Origin of the sequence: Fibrobacter sp. UWH1 (genome assembly GCF_002210365.1) — a bacterium.
GTDB lineage: Bacteria > Fibrobacterota > Fibrobacteria > Fibrobacterales > Fibrobacteraceae > Fibrobacter.
Genome location: NZ_MWQG01000010.1, coordinates 51,093 through 76,682 on the forward strand (window position 1 = coordinate 51,093; position 25,590 = coordinate 76,682).

The following is a 25,590-nucleotide window of genomic DNA, read 5'->3' on the forward strand; positions in this document are numbered from 1 at the left end:
AAGGCCTTAAATACACCCAGCCTTATCTTTTCATTTCTAAAGATATTTCCGGCAGAAGAAAATTTTTCACACCGAAAAAGGGATTTCATTGACATTTTGTCAACGTGAGCGGCAAACTAAAGAAAAAGCCCGTCGCTTTTGCGACGAGCTTTTTTTCATATAAAGCCTAACGGACCTTAGGGCGTTAAACCCTTTACGCCATAGATTTCCACGTCATCGACCCAGAGTTCGTATTCGCCTTCGTCGCCACGGCGGGCGGCAAAGATACCAAGACTGTTCACATGATCCTTGACAGCGTCCCAACCGACGTTTCCGCCAATCTTGCTTTCGCTTGTAGGATCCAGATCGTCTACGGTAATCACAATACGAGTCCACCTGTCGGTAATTCTCTTATGGCCCCAAGCCTTGCTGGTCTCGTAACCAAGCACGCTATCTGCGGTGCTGTTGTCTACGTGAACATCGAAGGAGAAGCTGACCCACATGGAATCGTTATCCGGATTCTCGCCGCGAGCCCAGAACACAACGGAATCAAGTTCCGAGAAGTCATGGAATTCGGCGAAGTTGTGACCCATCATGGTCCACACCAAGTTGGAATCCTTGTGACAGCTCATATGAGCTACCAGACCGAACTTGGCTTCTTCCACAGCATCCAGCTCGATAGTCGCATTCCTGGATACAGAAGTGTACCAGCGGTAGGTGCCATCGTCGAAATCATCCAGCAGCACATAGGGGTAAACCTCTACGGTATCTTCGTCTACGGAATCCTTTGCCGTTGTATCGGCAGGAAGCGTATCGGGAGTTTCAACCTGAGGACGGGTTCCGATAACCACGCCATCCTTGGACTTTTCAGACACCACAGTCACGGGAACAAAGCCGATGGTCTGGAAGTTGTCGTAAACTTCAAGCTGGCCGTTGACATTCACGTATTCGCTGGTGTAATAGATAAAGCCCACAGCGTCAAAGGATCCTTCGGGCAGGGACTTGAATTCGAAGTTGCCCAGAGAATCCGTCTGCACAACGTAATCAAGACCGCGGATACCCACGTAGGTAGACTTGTTTCCCTCGGGAATCAATACCTGACCACTCATAGAAGTAGTCTTCTTGAGAACCATGGACAAGGTATCGCAAACGCTATCCTTAACGACAATACGGTCCAAAGCCTTATCGGAGCTACCACGAGCTTCGACAAGATACTCGCCGGCCTTCATCCTGGGCAGGCTCAACCGGCCCTGGTCGTCGGTCTCCTTATTCCAGATACCGGCGGCAGAATCAGACTCTTCAAGACTATTGACATAACGAGAGCTGGAACCAGCCAAGAAATGACTCGGTCGCACCATCACCTTAGTGCGAGCTGCAGGAGAGCCGTCAGCCTGGCGTACAGTCATGGCAACAGAGTTCTCCGTTTCAAACGAAGAACCGGCAGTGTCACCCACGCTGTCGCTAGAACATGCGACAAAAAGCGCACTGAATGCGCTTGCTGCAGCTAAAGTTAAATGCCACACCCACTTTTTCATTTTGTCTCCCTTTTTACGCCCTCCGCTTCATCTACGGTGCCAACCCCGCCCTTTCGGGCAACCGGGTAGAACGCCATCGAGAGTTGCATTACCCGATCCGGATTCTTGGCGCCATCCACGCGCTTCTGAACCAGGCGACGGAATTCACGGAGCATGTCCCCCAGATCCTCAAAGCAGGACTGGTCGACAGACAATGTAAGTGTAGAAATATTTCTTTCGTCCACAGGAACGTTATCAAGCGCATCGCTGGCTAAAGACAGCACCTGACGCTGGAATTTGCGAACTGCGGCCTTCTTTTCGGGTCCGCCAGCGGTCAAATGGGCGTCTGTAAGCGCAAGTTTACCGGAAGCCATCTTCTTTACCAGACCCACTTCCAGCAGAGTATCGATTGCCTCTTGCACCTGGGCCTCGGAAATGGGCGGGCAGATGTCATGGGCGATCTGCTTGATGTTCACCACGCCACCATTCAGTTCCAGGTAGGCACGGACGGCGGGAATCCACCAGTTCTCAAGCAGTTTAAGTTCGGCGGCCTGCAGGCTATGACGGTTCACGTCCCTGAGAGACAGGGCCTTGGCCATCAGTTCTTCGCGCTGACCCTTGTCCTTGGTAACGGAGGCAGAGAACAGCAGGTCGAAGTACTCGGCTTCGCGGCCAGACAGTTCAAGCATTTCCTTCGCGGCAGGCAGCGCACGGGCAGGCAGGTGTTGCTTCTTCTGAAGCACCCTGTACAGGTAGCTGGAATCGAGGCCCAGCTTGTCACCCATCATGCGATAGCTGTAGAAAGGCATCTCTGCCTTTTTACGATCATAGAAGGCTTTCAGGAATTCGCGGTAGTCCGCTATGTCAGAAAAAGTAACCATATTAATTATCCAAATCTTTACACCAATAAGATAGACTTTGGACGTTTTAAAAAATAGATATTTCGCGAATTTGCCGTGGACGTTTTGTCCAAGCCAATCGTGACTTTTGTCACAAAAATATAAGTTTTGATACAAAATTGGCGTTTTCAGGCGAAAAACCGCAAATTTTTAAAAGAAAGAATGGGATTCCTCATGGATAAAAACGCCTCAAAGGGGGCCGGAACATCTCCATTCAAGAGCAAACTGTGAGCGCGGTCAACAAATCAGCAATCGGATGCCATTTTACACAGCCCGCTGGCGGTGGAAATTATTCCAAAGGCAGTGAAAGGGGCGGCCTGCGATGATCTTTTGCGAAAAAGGCGGTGGATTCTGCGAAAAACGGTGGTTTACACTGCCTTTTCGCGAATTTGCTTGCGAAAGCGGCGGGTTTAACGATGAAAGTGGCGGTCTAAACAGAGGAAATGGCGGGTTGGACAGCCAAATTGAGGCTTACGCAGAGGCGAAAGGGGCGGCCTGCGACGATCTTTTGCAAAAAAGGCAGTGGATTTGGTGAAAAAACGGTGGTTTACACTGCCTTTTTCGCGTGATTGCTTGCGACAAAGACCGCGTTTCAAATAATAGTTAGCAGTTCTTTGCCCGACGTACATTATATATAAAAGGGATTTTCTATTTCACGTTATAGTTTTTACCAATAACAAATCATTTATTTTCAGTTTTCGTAATTGGCAATGCCTATAGAGTAGTGGATTAGCGGCACCTTTTTTCTAAAATTCCAATTATGACTTTACGTGAAGCATTTGAAAGTAGAATGATGCTCCTGGACGGGGGCATGGGTTCCGTCATTCAGACCTACGGCATCAAGGGCGCCAACAACGATATGTTGAGCATCGAACGCCCCGACGTCATTCTTGATATCCAGCGCCGCTATGTAGACGCCGGCGTGGACGTGCTGACCACCAATACATTCTCTAGCCAGAGAGTGAGCCAGCACGAATACCATCAGGAACATCGTATCGCCGAAATGAACCGCGCTTCCGTAAAGATCGCTAGGCAGGCCGCCGACGAGGCCATGGCAAAATATGGCCGTCAGGTGTATATCGCGGGCGACGTGGGCCCTACCAGCAAGATGCTTTCTATGAGCGACGACGTGAACGATCCCGCCAGCCGCTCCATTACTTTCGATGAACTGGAAGACGCCTATTTAGAACAAATTCAAGTTCTCTTGGAAGAGGGCGTCGACGCCATTCTCATCGAAACGATTTTCGATACTTTGAACGCAAAGGCCGCCTTGAGCGCTTACAGCAAGGCCAAGGAAGCCATGGAAGCCGCAGCCATCGCCAAGGGTGAAACGCCCCGCCCGGTAGAAGTGATGCTTTCCATGACGGTGAGCGACGCTTCGGGCAGAACCCTTTCTGGCCAGACTGTAGAAGCATTCGCCATTAGCGTCATGCATGCAAAGCCTTTGAGCATCGGCTTGAACTGCGGCCTGGGTGCCGACGGCATGATTCCCTATTTGCGTCGCATGGGAAAGGTGGCCCCCTGTTATTTGAGCTGCCACCCCAACGCAGGACTCCCCAACCAGTTCGGCGGTTATGACGATACCCCCGAAGACATGGTGCGTCTCATGACGCCTTACATGGACGAACATCTGGTGAACATGATCGGCGGTTGCTGCGGAACTACTCCCGAACATATTGCCGCCATGCGCAAGATGCTGGATGCCCTGCCTGCCGATTACGAACGTCGCAAACCCGCACCGAAATTCGCAACTTCCCCGCTGCTGCGCCTGGCCGGTTTGGAACCGCTGTTGGTCAATCAGGTACGCCCCAGCAATGGCGCCGACAACTGCAATTCCGAAGATTTCGTCCCCGTGGGTGAACGTTGCAATGTGGCAGGTTCCAAGAAGTTCCTGCGACTGATCAACGAAAAGAATTACGAAGAAGCTCTGGACATCGCCCGCAAGCAGGTAGAAGACGGCGCCCAGGTTGTTGACGTGAACATGGACGATGGACTTCTGGATGCCAAGCAGGAAATGCGAACTTTCCTGAACTTGCTGGCTTCCGACCCGGCCATTAGCCGCGTGCCCATCATGGTGGACAGTTCCCGCTTTGAAGTCATCGAAGAAGGTTTGAAGTGCGCCCAGGGCAAGTGCATCGTGAACTCCATCTCCCTGAAGATGGGCGAAGAAGCTTTTATCGAACACGCCATGACGGTGAAGCGCTTGGGTGCCGCCGTTATCGTGATGCTCTTTGACGAAGAAGGACAGGCCACCAATTACGATCGCCGTGTAGCGATTGCTTCCCGCGCCTATAAGCTCATTACCGAGAAGTGCGGTTTCGATCCTTCTGACATTATTTTCGACCCCAACGTCTTGACGGTAGCAACAGGCATGGCGGAACACAACGCCTACGCCCATGACTTTATCCGCGCTTGCCGCTGGATTATCGACAACCTGCCTGGAGTCCGCATTTCTGGCGGTCTTTCTAACCTGAGTTTTGCCTTCCGCGGAAACAACTACCTCCGCGAAGCCATGCATTCTACGTTCCTGCATTTGGCAACTCCCAACGGCATGGGCATGGCCATCATGAATCCGGCCGCCGCCGTAGACTACAAGACCATCCCGCTGGAATTGCGCATGGCCATTACCGAAGTTCTGCTGAATACCTATCCGGAATCCAGCGAAGAGCTGATCGAAATTGCAAGCCGCATGACTGCCGCCCAGATGGCTGCCAAGGAAAGTGGCGCCAAATACGACCCCAAGGCTATTTTTGCCGTAAGCGCCGGAGCCGCGAACGCCGCTAGTTCTGAAAGCGCGGGTGCCGATGTCGCCGCAGTGCAGACCACTCCGGAACAGCGTTTGCAGGAAGCCCTCCTGAAGGGAACTTCCACCACCTTGCAGCCGGATCTGATGGAACTGATTAACCGTGGCGACAGCCCGGTGAACATTATTTCGGGTCCTTTGATGGACGGCATGAACGAAGTGGGCCGCCTCTTCGGTGAAGGAAAGATGTTCTTGCCCCAGGTGGTAAAGACAGCCCGTACCATGAAGAAGGCCGTTGAAATTCTGCAGCCCTACATCGAGGCCGGCAAGGAAGAAGGCGCCGCCTCTCGAGGCAAGATCGTCATCGCCACCGTCAAGGGCGACGTTCATGACATCGGCAAGAACATCGTCTCCGTGATCATGGCCTGTAACGGCTTTGACATGGTGGACTTGGGCGTGATGGTTCCCGAAGATGTGATTGTCAACGCGGCAATTGAACATAAGGCGGATATCGTCAGCCTTTCCGGTCTGATTACTCCGTCTCTTGAAGAAATGTGCACCGTGGCCACCAAGATGCAGGAAGCGGGACTCCGCATTCCCATTATCGTTGGCGGTGCCACCACTTCGCCTACCCACACCGCAGTAAAAATCGCTCCCTGCTACGATGGCCCCGTATTCCACGTCCGCGATGCCGCAAGCAATCCGGGTCTGGCCCAGAAACTTCTGGATTCCTCCACCAGCGCAGAAACCATCGAAGAAAACCGCAAGGAACAGCAGCGCATTCGCGACAAGCAGGCTGGCATCATCTCTGCTGCCGAAGAAGCCATGGCCGCTGCAGAATCCACTCCGGTGGAACGCCGCTACAAGTGCGACTGGGAAAAATATCAGCCGGTACAGCCCCCCTTCATGGGCGAAAGCAAGTTGCCGCCTATCGCCTTGGAAAAGGTCATCCCGCTGATCAGCTGGGAATACTTCTTCTACACCTGGAAGGTAAAGCCGGATTGCGAAGAAGCAATCAAGCTGAAGGCCGACGCCGAAAAACTGCTGGCAGAAATCAGCAAGCCCGAATACGCCCTGCGAGCCGTTCAGGCATTCTACCCTGCCGCCGGTACCGATAGCACCGTCCAGTTCAACACCGGACGCACCGGCACCGCAGCCGACCTGGTTGAAGTCACCACCGCACGTCAGCAGAATCCCGAAGGCACCTGCCTTGCCCTCTGCGACTATGTGGCCCCCGCCGACGCCAAGACCGCCAGCGTGTTCAGTAGCGTTCTGGGCGACAAGATTTTCCGCGATATCGTGGGCGCCTTTGCCGTTACCGTCAGCGACACTTTCGTAAAGCGTCTTGAAAAACTGAAGGCGGAACAGGGCGGCAGCGATTACGATGTGCTCTTGATGCAGACTGTGGCAGACCGCTTGGCCGAAGCAGGCGCCCAATACCTGAGCAATCAGCTGGACGCAAACAACAACTGGAAGGGCATCCGCCCCGCCGTTGGCTACCCAGTACTGCCCAACATCAAGGAAATCTTCAACGTGGCAAAGCTCATCGATTTCGACAGCGTAGGCATCAGCCTCACCGAAAATGGCGCCATGTACCCGCAGGCATCTGTCAGCGGCCTGTACATCAGCCATCCCGAAATCGAGTACTTCAACGTTAAGTAAAAGATTATATTTAGGGCATGCCCAAAAAACGTATTGTAGGCCTGGACATCTTTAGAGTCCTTGCAGTTTTTATCGTGTTCCTTTTTCACGCACAGCTTTTCCTGAAGTGCGATTTCGGTCCCGCCGACAGCGTGATTCAAATGGGCGCTGTTTTCATGACAGGGTTCTTTATGCTCTCTGGTTTTGTTCTGCACCTGACCCATAGTCAGACGAACTTAATGCAGGTAACAACCCTAAAAAAATTCTACTTCAAAAGGGCCATCGGTATTTTACCGCTCTACTACTTTTTCGCCTTGCTCTTCATTGTAACTCTAGGGCAGGAATCCCTAAAAGAAAACCTGATTCTCGCTCCCGTAGAAATCCTAGGGCTTCAATCCACGTTCTCTTCCATTTTCACGGTTTCTCATAATGACGGGACCTGGTTCATTTCGTGCCTTTTGATATGTTACTTGCTATTCCCCTTGATGCAGGAAGTGGCCAAGCAAATCAGCTCCCGTGCAAAAATTTTGATTATCGCATTCTGCGGTGTGGCCCTGTGCTGGGCACCCGTCATCGTTCATTTCTACCACACCGCTTCTATTTACGAAAACCCCTTCTACAGAGGCCTTGAATTTACCATCGGCGTCATGCTCTGTTCTTTACGCAACGACGCTATTGCAGACAAGTTTAGATTTTTGCAGCAGTGGAAATTCTTTGCAGCAGAATTTTTACTTTATGCCGTGGCGGTAACCGCCGCATTAAAAATCGGAATTCCCGGAAACTATATGCTCTTTGATTTTATTGCATTGCCTGCATTTGCAGCGATGTTGTGGAGCCTTTCCGGAGTCAAGTCAGAAGCACTTGAAAATTCAAAAATTCTGCAGTTTGCCTGCAAGATTTCCTACGCCTTTTTTCTGGCCCAATCCTTCTGTTGGATTCCCGTTTTCAAGTTCCAGGAACTGACCGGAATCAACAACGGATTTTTAAACTTCGCCATTTCATTTATCGTTTGCATTCTCGTATCTGCAGCAATGCATATAATGGTGGAACGTCCGGCCACCAAGAAGCTAACTAAGATACTACAATAATTTTTTGCGAATAGGTTACAGCCTTATCACGCCATCGCAAAGTTTGCAGACTTCTTCACGGTGCGTAATAAAGATCATGGTCTTCTGCGGGAACGCCTCGAAGATGCGGCGGAACATTTCCTTTTCGGTATCCACATCCAGGGCGGCGCTAATTTCATCTAGCAACATGATGGATCCGCCTTGCAAAAGACCGCGGGCAACGGCGATACGTTCCGCCTGACCTTCGCTAAGACCATAGCCCCGTTCACCCAATTCCGTATCAAGACCATCAGGCAGATCATTTACAAAATCTGCGCAGGCAATGTGCAGCGCCGCAGAAATTTCCTGGTCAGTTGCCGCAGGATTTGCCATCTGCATATTCAAGCGGAGAGAACCGCTAATCAGCGAATTACCCTGAGGAACATAAGCAAAATTTTTTCGGGTAGATTCATCGGCCAAAACTTCCCGAGGATCCGGGCTCCCTGAATAAACAATAGTCCTGCCAACGTCAGGTTTTACAAGACCAAGCATGATTCTAAAGAGTGTGGTTTTTCCAATACCGGTTTCACCCATCAGCGCCATTTTGCTACCAGGCTTAAAATCAAGATTCAAATTTTCTAGAACTTTTCTACCGTCATCGTCATAGGCAAAGGAAACGTTTTCAAAGCGGACACCTGCAGAAGGGAACGGTTCCATTGAGTGTTGCACTCGGTCAAGGTTAGCGGATTCCTGAGTCAGACGATTTTCAATAATTTCATCAACACGGTCAATACTTGCCGTAGCATGAATCAACTGAGGAGCCGAATTCAGCAAATTAAAAATGGGATGCTGAATTTGACCTACCAATTGCAAGAACGAAGTCATCACGCCAAAAGTGATTGTTCCATTTCGCAGTCCAATACCGCCCCACACAAAGGCCAGCAAATAACCAAGCCCAAAAGACAAGCCAATCAGCAGACGGACAATCACCGTAAAACGGCTACGGACTACAACGCGCCCCATTAAGCAGTCCTGCATATTGTTCAACAGTCCGCCCACAAATCCCTCGCTCACCATGGAACGGATCAGAGCGTCATTCTCGGCACACTCCTGCACATGCATCTGAACGCGGCTTTCACTTTCGCGAATTTCTGCAGTCATCTTTCGCAGACGGCGGGCAATCATTTTTCCCAGCACCAATGCAAAAGGAGTCGTCAACAGCAAGGCCCAAGCCAACCGCGGATCAAACCAGCGCATCAGCAAAAAGGCACCCACCAGCTGGATCGAAGTCACCGTCATTTGCGGCAACTTATCAAAAGTGACATCGCAAATGGTTTCCACATCCTTCATGACGCGGGACGCCACATCACCAGAATGAAGGGTTTCCTTGCCGTAAAGTTTCCGTGAAAAAATCCTTGAAAAGACAACCGCACGCAAGCGGTTAACGCCACGAGTGCAAGACTTGATACCCAGATAATAATTCAGCTGTCGCAACAAAACGCCAGCCACAACGGTTCCCACCAGGAACATCACCATCACGGCAACATCATGATTGGAGCCTTCATGAATCGTCACATCGATAAAGGTCTTGCTCAACCAAATCGTAAGCAAGCCCGAAGCCACTTGGAAAACGCCAGCCATGACGCGAGCGCACATGTTCATGCGTTCGCCTCTTGAATTGCGCCACAACCAAGTCAGATATTTCATTCGACGACTTTAACCTCTTGCCACTGGGCTACAATGGCAGACACATCGGCCTTGGCCTGAGCTTCGGAAACTTCATATTCCTGGCAGAGTTTTTCAGCCAGACTATCCACAGTAAATTCGCCTTGCGACGCTTCATTCCACAAGAAAGCAGCGGTATCATTCAGGCAAAGCAGACGACCAAAATCCAGGGCACCGAGGCCCTCGCCCATAATCACCTTTTCGCCGCACACATCGCGAAGAACAAAGCCATTCTTGATTTTCATTTTATGTCCTCAAGTACAGTCAAACTTTATGAGTTATAAGATAAATTTTTAAAAGGTATCTGCGGATAGGCAAACACAAAGCCCAAAGCTTCGCACAAAAAAGACTCCACCTGGAAATCAGCGAACGGTGACGCCCCTGTTCATCCACCACACGGATGGCCTGGGCCTTTACATCTGACAACTTGCAACGTTCCCCAAAAGCCAGATTGCCATCCCCCATCAGCGTTACATTCTCACCACTGATTTTCACAATCCGATGAACCACATAACGGTTCCCCTCAACAAAGGCAAGCACCACATGGCCCACCTTCAGGTTTTCGGGTTTTACAAGAACCAGTTTTTCGCGGCCGCCCACAATAAAGGGCAACATGCTACGACCATTCACCGGGAACGTTACGCTCACGCCACTTTCTACAAGGCGGATCGCTTCCGCTATAATAACTTCATCCGTAATGTTCACTGCGCAGAAACCTCGGTAAAGGCGCCGTAGCAAACTTCGGCCGCATTCTCGTCGGGAAGGCATTCCAGATGGAACATTTTTACTTCCTGGGCAAGGCGGTTTTCTGTAGCGTGGAGGCCATCGGCCACTTTCTTATCCCAACGCATTCCAGAAATGCTCACCACCAGAGCCATATAGGCTTCAATTCCCTTTATGGGGCGAATTTTATTTTGCGGAGCCTGACTCAGGTTTACTATTCCCGCCAGCGGAACCCTGCTATTCTTATAACAGGGAGTCTTACCACTCCAAGGCGTTCCGTAGACCCAAACGCCATCCTCTTCAAAACGGACCACAGGATTGTCGTCATTCAAAAGATCAGCGTTACTGAATCGACGCAACCACATTCTCGCGTGAGTGCTCTTTCCTGTTCCGCTTTTTCCAAGGAACATGTAGCCTCGATTTTCACGAGCAATTACTGCCGAATGGAACAGCACCGTATTCTTGCAGGACGTGGCCAACGCATACAGCACCATCAGGGAATTGTTCAAGGCGAACTTTTGAAAATGAGCGGGCAAAGTTCCATTCACATAAAGCGAACCGCTCTGAAATTCGTCATGACAAACAAGTACTCCAGTAGATTTTCCACCCAACAGAAATTCAAATGTCGGCAAACTTTCAGCATTTTTTCCGCAGATGATTTCTTGCCCTTCATCGACCTGACGCGTCTCTTCGACAAAATCAACCCGTACATTTTCCGTAAAAATTTCCAGCGAGAATGCTAATGGCAAACCGTCTACAGATTCCAATTTAAAGGGAGCATAGTTATCCATCGATGCGAAGAACAAAGGCGAAGCATCGTCGTTCAACTTCACCTCGAAAACATGGCCAGCCACTTTAAAAAAGGAATTCATTTTCATCACTTCATAAAGTTAGCAAACCTCTTAAGCGGCACCCATAACGCACCGCTTTATTTTCTAAATTTAGGGTATGAAAAACGCCAGCGAACTTCTTGAATTTGATGCGGGTCACTTGTGGCATCCTTATGCAGCATTACGCAACACGCCGGCCAGATTTTTGGCACGTTCCGCACAGGGAACCACCATCGAAACCGCTGACGGCTTAAAACTGATTGACGCCGTTTCTAGCTGGTGGTGTGTAGCCCACGGTCACAACTGCCTCGAAATTGTTGAAGCCATTCGCAAGCAAAGCGAAAAGATGTGCCATGTGATGTTTGGCGGTTTCACCCACGAGCCAGCCATCGAACTGGGCGAACGTCTGGTGAAGTTTTTGCCCAAGGGCCTGAACAAGATTTTCTACGCCGACTCCGGAAGCATTTCTGTGGAGTGCGCCGCCAAGATGGCAGTGCAGTACCAGTTCGCCAAGGGCCATCCTGAAAAATGCAAGCTGGTGGCGTTGAAGGGAGGCTATCACGGCGACACCGCAGGAGCCATGGCCTTAAGCGATCCCGATGGAATGCATACTCTTTTCCGCGGTATCATGCCTCAGCATTATTTTGCGGAACGCCCTAACTGCCGCGCCGACGAACCATGGGACGACCGCGACTTCGCCTCTATGGAGCAGGTGGTTGCGGAACACGAAGGTGAAATTGCAGCCATTATCTGCGAACCTGTTTTCCAGGGCGGAAACGGCATGTGGCTTTATAACGCAGGCTACCTGAAGAGACTGCGCAAGCTTTGCGACGAAAAAGGCATTCTGCTGATTTTTGATGAAATCGCCGCAGGCTTTTACCGTACCGGCCCCCGCTGGGGCATGGAACACGCCTGGGGTACCCCGGGTGCCGCGGGCAAAGATTGCGCCGCAGACGTGCTGCCGGATATCATGACTATCGGCAAGGCACTTACGGGCGGTCACATGACCATGGCCGCATGTGTCGCTTCTGAAATGGTGGCCGACGTCATTACCAACAGCAAGATTTCCGCATTCATGCACGGCCCCACCTATATGGCAAACCCGCTGGCCTGCGCCGCAGCAATTGCCTCCCTGGACTTGTTTGAAAATCGTGATTACGCATCCCGCGTAGCCGCCATCGAAAAGCGACTCCGCGCCAATTTGGAACCGCTTCGCAATCTGGAAAACGCCGCAGACGTTCGCGTTCTCGGAGCCATCGGTTGTTTGGAACTGAAGGCTATTCCCACCAGCGACGACATCCTCCGCGTCATCAAGGAAACTGGGGTGTGGCTCCGTCCCTTCTGCAATTACGTTTACACCATGCCGCCCCTCATTACCAGCGAATCCGAAGTGGACCGCATATGCGAAGCCATCAAGATGATCGGTCAGTGCGAACCTGGCCCCGTCTGCGACGACGAATTCCACGAGTAAAGATTTATGGATTACTACAGCTTGAAAATGCGCGCTTCCCAGGATGTGGAAGAAACTGGTGCAGACGGCAGCCGCAATATTCGCGAGCAACATATTTCCGGTGCAGAACGCATCGTTTCTCGAGATGCTGTAGAATACGTTTGCCAGGCTATGGTACGCCGCGCCATGACTCATTCTAAAGGTGATCCAGACAAGATTAACATCAAGATCGAAAAGGTTGCCGAAGAAGACATCCAGATTTTGGATGCGCTGCCCGTCACCCGCGTGGACGTGGACACTTGGCAGGAAGGCCTTGATAAGGCGTTTGAGCTTGTGGGAGAAGCCGCTGCAGGCGTCCGCGAAAAGTTGCCGGAACTTCTCCGTGCTACTTATTCCATGCGTGGAGCCATGCTGTACGACATCCGCACCGGTGAACGTCTGGAACCCAACAAGGAACGTGGGGTTCGCGCCACCTACATGGATGCACTGCAGACTAACGCTGTTGACGACCGGGAGCCCTGCGGAACCGCTTCCACCAATAAGAATCATTTTAACGAAGCCATTGTTCTTGCAACAAAGGTGGCAAACGCCCCCGGCATGGTTGCAGAACTTTGCATCAGCGACGACCCGGAATACGTTACCGGTTATGTAGCCAGCAAGGAACTGGGCTATGTACGAATCATGAAGCTAAAGGAAATGGGCAGCCCCGATGGCGGCCGCATTTTCCTTTTCGACTCCAGCAAGGCCTCCGCCGAAGAATGCATTGACTTCTTACAAAAGAAAAAAGTGCTGGTGCGGTGTCCGTAACGAATCGCTCAGACCCGCAGCGAACCAGTACCAAGTCGCACAATGTACGAACTGAAAGCACATGCAGGAATTCCCCGCTCCTTGACTTTGATGCTTGCCATTATGGCGGGCATTTCTGTGGCAAACATTTATTATTGCCAGCCCCTGCTGAACATGATCCGCATGGACATGGGTCTTTCGGAATTCCATGTAAATCTCATGCCGGTGCTAACACAGGTGGGTTACGCATTAGGCCTGCTTTTCATTGTACCGCTGGGCGATATGATTGACCGCCGCCGCATTGTACTGGCGAATTTTTCCCTGCTGATTTTCGCCCTCATTACCATTTACTTTTCCAAGAACGAAGGAATGCTTCTGGCAGGCTCCTTTGTTACAGGCATCTGCTCCGTGACGCCGCAGATTTTTATTCCCATGGTTTCGCTGTTTTCGAAACCCGACGAAAAGGAACTGAAAACTGGAATGGTGTTGAGCGGACTCCTCACAGGAATTCTTGCCTCCCGCGTGTTCAGCGGTCTTATTGGGGAATGGTTCGGATGGCGCAGCATGTTCCTGATTGCAGCCGCCATGATGCTAATATCTACCGCCATCGTATTCAAGGCATTGCCCAACGTACCCACCACCTATCGCGGCACATTTTTCACCATGCTGAAATCCATCGGGGAACTTTTCCTCCGATTCCCTCAGGCAAGAATTTTCAGCATCCGCTCCGGATTCGCTTTCGGGTCTTTTCTTGCGCTATGGGCATGTCTCGCTTTCCGAATGAAGCAAGCGCCGTTCTTCCAGGACAGTAAAGCTGTTGGACTTCTGGGACTTTGCGGTATCGCCGGTGCATTAACAGCCTCTCGCATCGGCAAGTACATCAAGCGTTATGGTGTAGAAAAATTCTGCAACGCCGGAAGCCTTTTGATGGCAGCCGCATGGGCAACCTTCTACTTCGGAAATTCCAGTTACGCCGCCATCGTCGTAGGCATTATCCTCATCGATATCGGCATGCAGTTTATCCAGCTGGGCAACCAAAGTTCCGTGATGAAACTTTGCCCCGAAGCCACCAGCCGCATGAACACCATCTTCATGACCATCTATTTCATTGGCGGTTCCCTCGGAACATTCCTGGCAGGAACCTTCTGGACACTCTGGGGCTGGAACGGAACAGTGCTGGCAGGCCTATTGCTTACCGCACTGTCTTTTGGGACGACGTTGATTAGTTACTGCAGAAAATAATTCGTGCCTATTTATTGTGAATCATTTTCATTCGCAAAACTTGATGATTCACTTTTGCCTGCAGGAAATAGATTCCATTAGGAAGTCCACTCATATGAGGTTTGGCATTTAGAACTTCACCAGCATATTCTGCATTGAAAGACGCTACGCGGTGCCCTTGCAGATCAAATACTTGAACTTGAGCCATTCCTGCATTTTGTAGGTGCAGGGAGTTTGCAATCACCTGCGGGTCTTCCGAATCATCAGAAGAATCGTCGGATTTTTCACCGGAAGAATCTTCAGAGGGATCCTCATCCACGATGGATTCGTCAGTTGCAAGCACAATGCCCTTCATGTCAAATTCAAGCTGGTCAATATTGGGGCCGCCCTGTTCTGAAACAGATTGCAACTTCAGAACATTCACGCCCTTATTCAGTGAAATCTTGATTGCCACGGAATCCCAGGTTGTCCAATCTGCGGTAGGCGGGAATGTGGCGACACCATAGCTTTCATCATTGACGAACAGTTCCATCTTGCGGGTATCCGTCTTGCCGTGGGCATAGCGGAGAACCAGAGTGACACCTTCCTGGGCAGAGGGAGAATACAAATTCCAGATGCCATAGCTGGTAACAATGTTGTCGAAATTGAAGTAGCAGTCACCAACAAAGCCACCGTTAGTTGTTTCGCAAACGCCAACGCCATCAGTGGGGACACCTGCCTCTATGCTGGACAAAACGCTCACTGCGGAATTTTCAATCTTTGCTTCTGCAAGAACCGTAATGCTTGCTGTGCGTGTGGCGGGTTCCACTTCATCGGAACCACCCTTGGTAACAATGTTGATTTCGTAAACACCTGCTTTTGTAGGAGTACCGCTAATGACATAACGGGAGTTTGTGGCATCCAGCTTTGCAGTCACACCATCAGGCAACCCCGTGATGGTAAGACCATCGCAGTTGCTGTAACCGAAGGCGTATTCCGTAATGGCGTCGCCCAGCATAATGGTCTGGAAACTAGAGCCTGCACCCTGTTTCTGGATGGCAGGAATTCTAGGACCAGCTTCGCCACCCACCAGCATAATGTCCGGAGTAGGAGCCTTGTCGGCACCAGCACCCAGCCAGAAACCGAGATGAGGCGGCTGGTTGTAGGCGGTATTCTGCCAGCTCATTCCCAAGCGATAGATCGGGTCATGGGCAAGAGTATAAAGGCGATGTGTGGTAGGAATTGTCGTGGTATAAACGTAGAGCTTGGAAGCGCCATCGTGAAGGATGACTTCTTCACGCCAGTCACCGAAAAGGTCTCCGCTGAAGTTGGGAGTTGCCTTAGTGGAATTGCAGCTATTGCCTTCCAAAGTCACCAAGTCACCAAACTTCTTGCTGGAATAATTCCACTTACTAATCTTGTTTCCATCCAAAAGTTCATCCTGAAGGTCGCCATCCCAATAGATGCGGAAATTGACGGAGTAGCGACTTCCCAGAACTTTACCTTTTGCGGAATATACGTTGCCATCGGCAGTACTCCACATTTCATAACCGCGGCTAGTGCTGTCTACGTCGGCGGCGAGGCCACGGCCATTATCAGCATCGCTGTTGGAACTCCACAGGATTGCTCCGGTGCGGGCGTCGTGCAGGTCGTATCCGTAGGGCTTTTCTTCGTGAACTTCCCATACTTCAAGGCCTTCGTGATCCGGATCCAAGTCGCCCAAGTGCATGGCGTCGCCATGACCCTTGCCGGTACGGTACATGAACTTTCCGTTATGATCGATGGCGCAGGCACCTTCGATGATTTCATCAAAGCCATCACCATCCACATCACCTGCAGAAAGATTGTGATTGCCCATGCCGTAACATTCGCTGCCCTTGGTAGCGGCATTGTAATACCAACGCTGGCTCAAAGTTTTTCCGTCCCAGTCGTAAGCGGCAATTGCCATACGGGTGTAGTAACCACGCTGGAAAACCATGCTGGGTTTCTGGCCGTCCAAATAAGCGTTGGTAGCGAGAAAACGGTCTACGCGGTTGCCGTAGGAATCGCCCCAGCTGGAAACTGTTCCGCGAGCGGGATTGTAATTGACCGTAGCCAATTCCACACCGGTCTCGCCATTGAACAAAGTCAAATATTCATTACCGCCCAGAATGTAGCCGTTGGAATTGCGGTAATCCTTAGTGTGGTTTGTTTCGCTGGCGGCAGCGCCCTTGCTAATGTACTTGCCGGAACCATCCTTTGTGCCAGGGGCTGTTTTCATGACCACTTCAGCCTTGCCATCGCTATCGTAGTCGCCCACCAGAATCTGGGTATAGTGAGCGCCTGCGCGAATATTTACGCCTAGGTCAATGCGCCAAAGTTTTTTGCCATTGAACTTATAGCAATCCACAAACACGTTGCCGGTCTTTCCCTTCTGGGAATTGTCCTTGGAATTGCTAGGATCCCACTTCAAAATCAGTTCATATTCGCCATCGCCATCTACATCACCTACGGCGATATCGTTAGGGCTGTAAGTATAATCGGAACCACCCGCGGGGCGATCCAGATTAACAACCAGCTGCTGGGAACCCCACACAGAGACAGTCTTGTCTGCAGATTTTTCAACGCCGTTCACAACTGGGCGTACATAATACTTACTAGCGCTTGTACCTTGAGCATCCGTATAATTGCTGGCGGCTTTTCCATCGAAGCTTGCGATTTTTGCGCCATCACGATAGAGGTTAAAACCAGTGGTGTTGCCGTCGGTACCCAAAACGCGCCAACTGAGGTAAACTCCCCCGCTAGTCTTCACAGCCACCAGGCCGCGATCCAGATTTTCCATTTGACGAGTTGCGTTTGCAACACCAAAACCCATTACAAGCGTAAGGCCTGCACACACCATAAACCTTTTCATAAACATCCCTTGGGAACCCAAACACCATTTTCCGGGATTTCCCAAACCTAAAGATACTCGGTATTACCGCACATGTACACCTCAACAAAATTTTTCTGTTGTCCAGCGACAACGCGTAGTCTATAGACAACTCTTTGATTTTATTAGGGATACGATTTTGCAGTGACCGAAAATATTTTTGAAGAAAATTCCAAATGAAATGGATTTTTGGGAGTGCAAAATGTTTGGATTGGGTAAATTCGTGATTGCGGCAGGAACCGCTTCCGCCATTGCAGCAACACCTACTATCAAGGTAGATTTTGACCAGAGTGGTCGAAATAGTTCCGAAGTCACTGAGAGCAATTACATCCCCTGGGTAGTTACCGGGGCGATCTCCAAAGACACGACTTTAAGTGGAGTCAAGATTACCATAAACAAGGGCAGTGCGGGAACTGCTCTAAAAACAAACTGGTACAAGGCTTCTATCCAGTCGCCCTATTACGCAAAGTTGGTTGGAGATGGCGTCACCGTAGATGGCGGAAATTCCGGCGGAGAAATCAGCCTTACTTTCTCTGGACTTTCTGCAGGAACTCACAGCCTTCTCGCCTACTTGAACAATGTGGACGCGCCCGAAGCCTTTAACTACAGCAATATTGATGTCTACGTCAACGGGACAAAAAAGATAACCGTCAAGCCATCCAATCGAGCCCTCACCACAGAGAACGCTGCAACAGCCTACGTTTCCTTTGAGGTAACTTTTGCAGGCAGCGCCACCATCAAGTTCGTTCCCAGCACATCCAGCGCAACATTTCGCAACGTGACTCTTAACGGATTCGCCTTGAATGTTCCCAATTCCGCAACACAATCTTCCGGCCCGATTCCTGCTGATTTAAACGATCATGCCGCCCACAATAATGGGGACTTGACCTTGTCCTGGACGGCAGCAGTTTCCGCAAAGAAACATCAGGTTTATTTCGGTACCGATTCTGCCGCAGTACTTGCAGCAACTTCAAAGAGCGCAGAATACAAAGGCGAACAAACCGAAACAACATTCAAGGTCACTGGAACGAATCCTCTAAACTCCTATTTCTGGCGCGTTGACGAAGTGGATGCCAACGGCACCATCACCAAGGGCGATGTCTGGAAATTCCGCATCGGGCGTTTGGCTTTTGAAGGTGCTGAAGGTTATGGGCGCAATGCAGTGGGCGGCCGCGGCGGAAAAATCGTCTATGTTACCAACCTGAGTGATTCCGGCGTAGGCTCCTTTCGCGAAGCTGTTACCAACGATATCGGCCCCCGCACTATCGTTTTCAAGGTGGGTGGCGTCATCAATCTAAAATCACGTCTCGTACTGAGCAGCAATTATGTGACTGTAGCTGGCCAGACAGCACCCGGCAAGGGCATCACCATTACAGGCGCTCCCTTCGGTATTACCGGTAACGATTGCGTTGTCCGCTTTATGCGTGTACGCCGCGGTTTTGCAAGCACTACCGAAGAACAGAACCGCGGTCTTGATGGCATGGGAATTACAGGATCAAACCACACCATTATTGATCACTCCTCCATCAGTTGGACTACAGACGAAGGCTTCAGCAGCCGCGGGGCAAAAAACATCACCCTGCAGCGCACCCTCATTTCAGAAGCGCTGAATATTGCAGGCCACCCCAATTATCCTGCAGGAACGGCCCACGGGTACGCCGCAACCATCGGGGGCGACGTCGGCAGTTTCCATCACAACCTGCTGGCTCATAATGATGGCCGCAACTGGAGCATGGGCGGCGGCCTGGATGCCAACGGCAATTACGCAGGCAAGCTGGACATTTTCAACAATGTGGTTTACAACTGGATTGACCGCGTTACCGATGGCGGCGCACATAACGTGAACTTCGTAGGCAATTACTATAAGGAAGGGGCAGCCACCACATTGCATGGCTACACACTCCGCGCCCAGCTGGAAGGCACCGGCGGCGGAACCCAGGAATACTACTACCATAACAATGTGCTGCAGGCGGCGAACGGCTCCTTCACCTGCGATGGCACTAACGACAACTGCGGTCGCGAATACCAGAAGTACGATAAGCAGGTGCTGAACTGGACTGTATTCGTCAACAAGCCATACTTCGAATCTTATGCTACCATTCAGAGAGCAAAGGCTGCCTACAAGGACGTTCTAAGCGATGTGGGTCTGAACCGCACCGTCATTGACGATCACGACGCCCGCATGATTAACGAAGTCAAGACCGGCACTTACAAGTACACCGGTTCCGTCGGCAAGAAGCCCGGCATTCCCGACCGCGAAAGCGACGTGGGCGGCCTGGAAAATTATCCTAGCGTAAGCATGGCAGATGATTTCGACTCCGATGCAGACGGCCTTCCGGACTGGTGGGAAAATATGTACGGTCTGAATGCCGCTTCGGCAAAGGGCGACTTCAGCGACGCCAACAAGGATCGTCTCGGCGATGGCTGGACGGAACTGGAACGCTACCTGGAATGGCTTGCCCGCGCAAACTTCACCTTCGAAAAAGGCGAAACCCAGACAATTGATTTGTCCCAATACACCAAAGGCTATGACGGCGGAACTTATACCTTGAGCAATATTCCAAGCGGTGTCACAGCAACTGTAAGCGGCTCCAAGATGACAGTGAAATTGAACGACACTTTTGCAGGCGTTGGCTACATCACCTTTACCCTGAAGGACAATGCCGGCGATACCTATTCCCGCAAGATCGGCGTTACCCAGAAATTGGCTGCAGTATCCGCACAGGATCCGGAACCCGGTGTAATTACCGAAACAGAAGAACCCGATGACAATGGCGATGTCACATCCGTTGCCGCATTGAAACAAAAAGCATTCCATGTCGCCGTCCAGAACAACATCGTCCATCTTTACGGATTGCCCCGCAATGTTTCTATCAGCGTGACGGATTTGAGCGGCAAACACCTAATGACTTCCAAGTCCATCGTTTCCGTAAACGGCTCCGCCATTGTGAACCTGAATGACTATAGCAGAGGCTCCTACCTAGTGAATATCCGCGGCCTTTCCAACAATGGCTCCCGAGTCAATAGAAGCATGCAAGTGCAGGTGAGATAGACAAGTGTAGCGATGTACATTGTAAAACCCGAGACGCAATAACAGCAAACATTCTGTCCCAAAATGCTTGACTTTTGTCCCATAATTATTTATATTGGGCAACAAGGTAGGTCAAGTCCATGAAAAAGAAAAATGTCATCAATCTAATTCGATATTACGCCGAGAAAAACGATCCCGCATTCCGTGAGGAAGCATACGAAATTGCCCGGGATTTCGACGCAAACGGCGATTTCCAGCTTTCGGAATACATCATGGCTCTCATGTCCAGTGCAAACGCCTTTGTGCCGCAAATGCACGAAGATCAGATGACATTTTTCCACAAAATGACATCCTCGCGCGATTCGCTGCCGCTCCCAACGCCAATAGAAAAAGACATCCTTGGAATCATCAACGCTATCCAGCGAAACATGGGAATCAACAAGTTCCTATTCCAAGGCGCACCTGGAACAGGCAAGACCGAATCCGTACGGCAAATTGCCCGTATTTTGGAACGCGACCTGTTCTGCGTAGATTTCGACACCATCATCGACAGCAAACTCGGGCAAACGCAAAAGAACATCGCAGCACTGTTCGACGAGCTGAATCATTTTGTGCACCCTGAAAAAATTCTTGTTCTGTTCGACGAAATCGATGCCATAGCCCTTGACAGAACCAGTTCCCAGGACCTTCGCGAAATGGGCCGTGCCACGTCGGCAATCCTCAAGGGATTTGACAACCTCAACGAACAGATTACCATTATCGCCACGACGAACCTTTTCAGGCATTTTGACAAGGCGCTTTCCCGCCGTTTCGATTCCATTGTTGATTTCAATAGATACTCCCAGGACGATTTGCAAGAAATTGCGGAATCTATTCTGAACAATTTCCTGACCAAGTTTAAAATTGCTGGACGAAATACAAGGCTTTTCTTCAAGATTATCGGCAAGAATGGATGTCTGCCCAATCCAGGAGAACTCAAAAACATCATCAAAACTGCGGTCGCATTTAGCGATGCTAATGTTGAGTGCGATTATCTTAGACGCCTGTACGAAAAATTCATCGGTCATATTCCAAGCGACCTGCAGCAATTACAGGAACAAGGCTTCACTGTCCGTGAAATCGAGATACTTTCTGGCGTATCAAAAAGTCAAGTTGCCAGAGCTTTGCAAGGAGATAAATAATGAATGATGTTCTCCTTTTGAAAGGCCGATTTGAACAAAAATCTCGACCACAAGGAACCCCTATCAGACAACTCCCAAGCAAAGCGGCTGTGCACGGAGTCCTTGCATCACATATTAACGATTTGATTTTCCAATTGAAAGATGTTAAGGCTTTTTGGAAGGACAATACTCTTATTCAAAATATTTTAATTGATGTTCATTATGATAGAGTTATAGCCAAAAGTAATCGAGTACAAAGTCTTTTTGAAAAAGATTGCAGCGATTGTATTGTCGGTGCACGCTTCTCCCCTAATAGTCCCAAAAAACACATTATTACTTATTGCTTTGCAAGAAACTCAATTGACCATGCTATCGATACACTCAAAAAATGTGAAGAAATCGTCTCTGAACAATACGATGGAGAAATCTTTAAGCAACATGTAGAGGAGATAAACACTCAAAAAATTAATTTTAAAGACATTGCCAGATCTCGTTTCGTCTCTAGCATTGTTGATTGTTACTATATTGAAAAATTTGCAATTAGAAGAGTTCCTGTTGATGTAAAAGACAGAACAATCATCTCTCTTTACCAAACCAACGAGGATACTATTGATCTTCTGAAAAAAATAAAGATCAACATAACGGAAGATCAGATTCTTGACGGAACAACTTTACTTTTAAATCCAAGTGATATTCAAAAAATAAATAACAATGCACCATATCTTATAGCGATGGCTGTATCAGACTTGGCGAAATTCACCAAGAACGATTTTATTACAGAAGAGAAAAAAAAGAGAACCATAAAACTTCCTCAAAACGAGCCTGTCATTGGTGTTATAGACACCCTATTCGACACAAATGTTTATTTTTCCAATTGGGTTGAATTTGAAAATAGATTTTCACCAGTTATTCCTATATCGCGAAAGGATTTTGAACATGGAACACAAGTTTCATCCATAATCGTTGATGGGCCGTCTCTCAATCCCAAACTAGACGACGGTTGCGGTCATTTTCGAGTAAAACATTTTGGCGTAATGGGAGAAAATAAGGGAAGTACATTCACCATTCTGAAAACCATTCGTGATATTGTTAGCGAGAATAGACAAATAAAAGTATGGAACCTTTCATTAGGTACGATTCAGGAGGTATTGGAGGACTATATCTCTCCAGAAGCCGCCGTTCTTGACAAAATACAATCAGAATATGACGTGACATTTGTTATTGCAGGAACTAATAAGCAAACTTCTGATAAAAATGGGCCTAAACGAATAGGTGCTCCTGCAGACTCAATAAATTCCATTGTTGTCAATTCCGTAAACTTAGATAAAAAACCATCATCTTATACAAGATGCGGTCCTGTACTATCCTTCTTTAACAAGCCGGATTTTAGTTATTATGGAGGCGATTACAAACAACGACTTATCGCTTATGGACCGGAAGGAGAAAATGGCGTTTATGGAACATCATTTGCCGCGCCATGGATTTCTCGTAAACTTGCTTATCTCATCCATATACTTGGATTAAAAAGAGAAGTAGCCAAGGCCTTATTGATAGACTCTGCGGCAGGCTGGATGAAAAAGGAAAATCCCTCCGAGGAAATTGGTTTCGGAATTATACCAATTAAAATCAATGACATTGTTCAAAGTAAAGATGATGAGATTCGATTTATTTTGATGGGCGTTTCTGAAAAATTCGACACATACAATTACAACATTCCTGTTCCTGTAGCAAATTCAATGCATCCTTTTGCTGCTAGAGCAACTTTATGCTATTTCCCTAAATGTGATAGAAACCAAGGAGTTGATTATACAAATACGGAAATCAGCATGCAATTTGGGAGAATGAAGGAAAAAAACATCAAATCCATCAATGGCAATGCCCAAGATGTTGATGATCCTGCTATATACAAAGATCTTTCAGAAGAAAGCGTGCGTGCGGATTATCGTAAGTGGGATAATGTCAAATATGTTGCGGAAAAAGGCTTTGGTTCTCTCCGGCCGCACGATGCATACGGTGATGACGGCTTATGGGGCGTCAGCTTGAAGACAAAAAATAGGCTAAATCCACAAGATGGTGCAAATTTGCATTTCGGTATAGTAGTCACTTTAAAAGAAATTTATGGTCAAAACCGACTTGACGAATTCAAACAACGGTGTTTAATGCGCGGTTGGCTTGTGAATCACGTAAATATTGAAAATCTTGTTGAAGTCCGCAACAAAGCTGAAGAAGATATCGTGTGGGAGTAAATGTTCATGGAAGATAAAGAAGGCTTCAATGAATCCGAACGAAAACTTATAGCACTGGCAAAAAAGTCCTTTTTGCCCTTATGGACGCATCCAAATGTTTTTCGTGATCAAGATAAAAGAGGATGTTCCGTTTCTGATGGTAAAGAAATTGTTGACCTACTTGTAATCTTTGGAGACTACATAATTCTTTTTTCGGACAAAGACTGCAAGTTTCCAGAGGCGGAAGATATTTCAATTATATGGCGACGATGGGTTAACAGAAGTATTACAGGCTCAATAAAACAACTTATGGGAGCAGAACGGTGGCTAAAAAATTACCCAGAAAGAGTTTTCAAAGATAAGGCTTGTAGCGAGCCAGTATCATTTAAAATCACAGAAAAAACAAAAATTATTCGAATTGCCGTTTGTCACTCAAATGCCGATATTTGTTCAAAATATCGTTCAGGTATTCCTTTCATTGGTTTTGATACAAGTATAAACCCTCCAACATCCAAACCATTCTGGCTGGGTAAAATGGGAGAAGAAGGAAAGTATGTTCACATATTTGATGAATTTTCTTTTGAAGCTATACTAGATAAATTAGACACAATAGATGATTTTACAAAATATCTAGAATACAAGGAAAATATTATAAACAAAGGGATTCAAATTAGAGCAGACTCCGAATTAGACCTTCTTGCGAATTTCTTTAAAAATTTCAACGAAAAAACTCAAGAGCATCTATATACAATCAAAAAAAATCAAGTTAATGTTCCTTCTAAAGAGTGGCAATCTCTATATAATGACTACGGATATGTGCAAGGCAAAAAGTTAGATGATCAATACAATATGATTGATACAATAATAAACAAATTTTCCCACTGCATACGCAACAAATCATTAGTAGATAGTTCACCCGAAGGACTGAACAACTCTGAATTAGCATTGAGAGCTTTAGCAGGGGAATGTCGGCTTAGCAGAAGATGCATGTCACAAGTAATTGTTGATTATTGGCACCAAAAAAGATTCGATTACACAAGAAGAATGCCCTCTGAAGTCTTTCAAAAAATCCATTTCGTTTTTACATCTCCTTCAATAAAAAAAGATGAGTCCTTCGAAGAATATCAAGGAAGACGAATAGAAGCATTGATGCGAATATGTTTAATAGAACGATATACACATCAAGACAATAAACCAGTTATCGGCTTGGCAACAAACCCTCCCTTTGACAAACAAGGCTGCGAAGATTTAATTTACATTCCTGTTGATTTGCAAAATAATGATCCTGAAATGTGGAATCTCGCCAAACAATATGTCAATGAGTATGAAGAAAATGAAGATTATAAGAAACGTAAGCTACAACGTTTTTCTTCATATGAATTTCCTTTTTTTCCTAAAAAAATAGGACGAAATGATCCATGCCCCTGTGGCTCAGGAAAAAAATATAAGAAATGTTGCGGGGTAAATTAATCATAAAATTTCCGTCATCTGAAGCAGTATGTGCAAATTTTGCACATACTGAGTTTTTATCCTGTCTTCGCAACAAACATTCAAAAAATAAATTATCACCTTTTTGCCATACTTGTGCAATTTGTGCATGACAACGGCAGGTCAGTATCAGAAATTATGAACACATAATGGCTCACATCAGGAGATTTTTTATATAGGCTTTCAAAAGTTTCCTGCGAAAGAATCAAGTTCTCAGATTAAGCTTGGAGTCGATATTC

General features: G+C 48.4%; 16 protein-coding genes. 9 read left to right on the forward strand and 7 right to left on the reverse strand.

Annotation, left to right across the window (positions count from 1 at the left end; all coding sequences use genetic code 11):
* Positions 1–176 precede the first annotated feature (176 nt).
* A complete protein-coding gene (locus B7992_RS06410; protein ID WP_088665828.1) occupies positions 177–1,514 on the reverse strand; it encodes a hypothetical protein in 1,338 nt (445 codons plus the stop codon).
* Positions 1,511–2,374: a DUF4423 domain-containing protein gene (locus B7992_RS06415; protein ID WP_073161128.1), complete on the reverse strand. Its 864-nt coding sequence runs from the start codon at positions 2,372–2,374 to the stop codon at positions 1,511–1,513. The genes B7992_RS06410 and B7992_RS06415 overlap by 4 nt, the downstream gene beginning before the upstream one ends.
* A 778-nt stretch (positions 2,375–3,152) precedes the next feature.
* On the opposite strand from B7992_RS06415, the gene metH reads away from it, so the two are divergent.
* Together metH and B7992_RS06430 are read left to right on the forward strand one after the other, a co-directional pair.
* Positions 3,153–6,797, forward strand: a complete 3,645-nt coding sequence (gene metH / locus B7992_RS06425) for a methionine synthase (protein ID WP_088665829.1) — start codon at positions 3,153–3,155, stop codon at positions 6,795–6,797.
* 17 nt (positions 6,798–6,814) lie between these two features.
* Positions 6,815–7,864, forward strand: coding sequence for an acyltransferase (locus B7992_RS06430; protein WP_088665830.1), 1,050 nt, complete (start codon positions 6,815–6,817; stop codon positions 7,862–7,864).
* A 15-nt stretch (positions 7,865–7,879) separates the two neighbouring features.
* Here B7992_RS06430 and B7992_RS06435 read toward each other — a convergent pair whose 3' ends face one another.
* The 4 genes from B7992_RS06435 to B7992_RS06450 are packed head-to-tail and all read right to left on the reverse strand — an operon-like array spanning position 7,880 to position 11,142.
* The gene (locus B7992_RS06435; RefSeq protein WP_088665831.1) at positions 7,880–9,529 is read right to left on the reverse strand and encodes an ABC transporter ATP-binding protein; all 1,650 of its coding nucleotides are present in this window, start codon (positions 9,527–9,529) and stop codon (positions 7,880–7,882) included.
* Positions 9,526–9,792 (reverse strand): PqqD family protein, encoded by a 267-nt coding sequence (locus tag B7992_RS06440; protein ID WP_088665832.1) that lies wholly within the window; start codon positions 9,790–9,792, stop codon positions 9,526–9,528. Before B7992_RS06440 ends, B7992_RS06435 begins: the two co-directional genes overlap by 4 nt.
* A gap of 19 nt (positions 9,793–9,811) precedes the next feature.
* Positions 9,812–10,252, reverse strand: coding sequence for a S24/S26 family peptidase (locus tag B7992_RS06445; protein ID WP_199174011.1), 441 nt, complete (start codon positions 10,250–10,252; stop codon positions 9,812–9,814).
* The gene (locus B7992_RS06450; RefSeq protein WP_199174012.1) at positions 10,249–11,142 is read right to left on the reverse strand and encodes a hypothetical protein; all 894 of its coding nucleotides are present in this window, start codon (positions 11,140–11,142) and stop codon (positions 10,249–10,251) included. Before B7992_RS06450 ends, B7992_RS06445 begins: the two co-directional genes overlap by 4 nt.
* 76 nt (positions 11,143–11,218) lie before the next feature.
* Between B7992_RS06450 and bioA the strand changes: the two genes are divergently transcribed.
* From bioA to B7992_RS06465, 3 genes are read left to right on the forward strand one after another with little or no spacing between them, the layout of a single operon-like run.
* A complete protein-coding gene (bioA, locus tag B7992_RS06455) occupies positions 11,219–12,571 on the forward strand; it encodes an adenosylmethionine--8-amino-7-oxononanoate transaminase (protein ID WP_088665834.1) in 1,353 nt (450 codons plus the stop codon).
* 6 nt (positions 12,572–12,577) lie between these two features.
* Positions 12,578–13,357, forward strand: coding sequence for a 6-carboxyhexanoate--CoA ligase (locus B7992_RS06460; protein WP_088665835.1), 780 nt, complete (start codon positions 12,578–12,580; stop codon positions 13,355–13,357).
* A gap of 42 nt (positions 13,358–13,399) precedes the next feature.
* Positions 13,400–14,578: an MFS transporter gene (locus tag B7992_RS06465; RefSeq protein WP_088665836.1), complete on the forward strand. Its 1,179-nt coding sequence runs from the start codon at positions 13,400–13,402 to the stop codon at positions 14,576–14,578.
* 7 nt (positions 14,579–14,585) lie between these two features.
* On the opposite strand, the gene B7992_RS06470 is transcribed toward B7992_RS06465, so the two are convergent.
* Positions 14,586–17,429 (reverse strand): carbohydrate-binding protein, encoded by a 2,844-nt coding sequence (locus tag B7992_RS06470; RefSeq protein WP_141100390.1) that lies wholly within the window; start codon positions 17,427–17,429, stop codon positions 14,586–14,588.
* A 220-nt stretch (positions 17,430–17,649) separates the two neighbouring features.
* Here B7992_RS06470 and B7992_RS06475 point away from each other — a divergent pair, with 220 nt between their 5' ends.
* The 4 genes from B7992_RS06475 to B7992_RS17115 all read left to right on the forward strand — a co-directional run bounded on the left by B7992_RS06475 (position 17,650) and on the right by B7992_RS17115 (position 25,333).
* The gene (locus tag B7992_RS06475; protein ID WP_217897577.1) at positions 17,650–20,499 is read left to right on the forward strand and encodes a T9SS type A sorting domain-containing protein; all 2,850 of its coding nucleotides are present in this window, start codon (positions 17,650–17,652) and stop codon (positions 20,497–20,499) included.
* A 119-nt stretch (positions 20,500–20,618) separates the two neighbouring features.
* Positions 20,619–21,659, forward strand: coding sequence for an ATP-binding protein (locus tag B7992_RS06480; protein WP_088665837.1), 1,041 nt, complete (start codon positions 20,619–20,621; stop codon positions 21,657–21,659).
* Positions 21,659–23,884 (forward strand): S8 family peptidase, encoded by a 2,226-nt coding sequence (locus tag B7992_RS06485; RefSeq protein WP_088665838.1) that lies wholly within the window; start codon positions 21,659–21,661, stop codon positions 23,882–23,884. Before B7992_RS06480 ends, B7992_RS06485 begins: the two co-directional genes overlap by 1 nt.
* A 6-nt stretch (positions 23,885–23,890) precedes the next feature.
* Positions 23,891–25,333, forward strand: coding sequence for a YecA family protein (locus tag B7992_RS17115; RefSeq protein ID WP_176421866.1), 1,443 nt, complete (start codon positions 23,891–23,893; stop codon positions 25,331–25,333).
* Positions 25,334–25,590 lie beyond the last annotated feature (257 nt).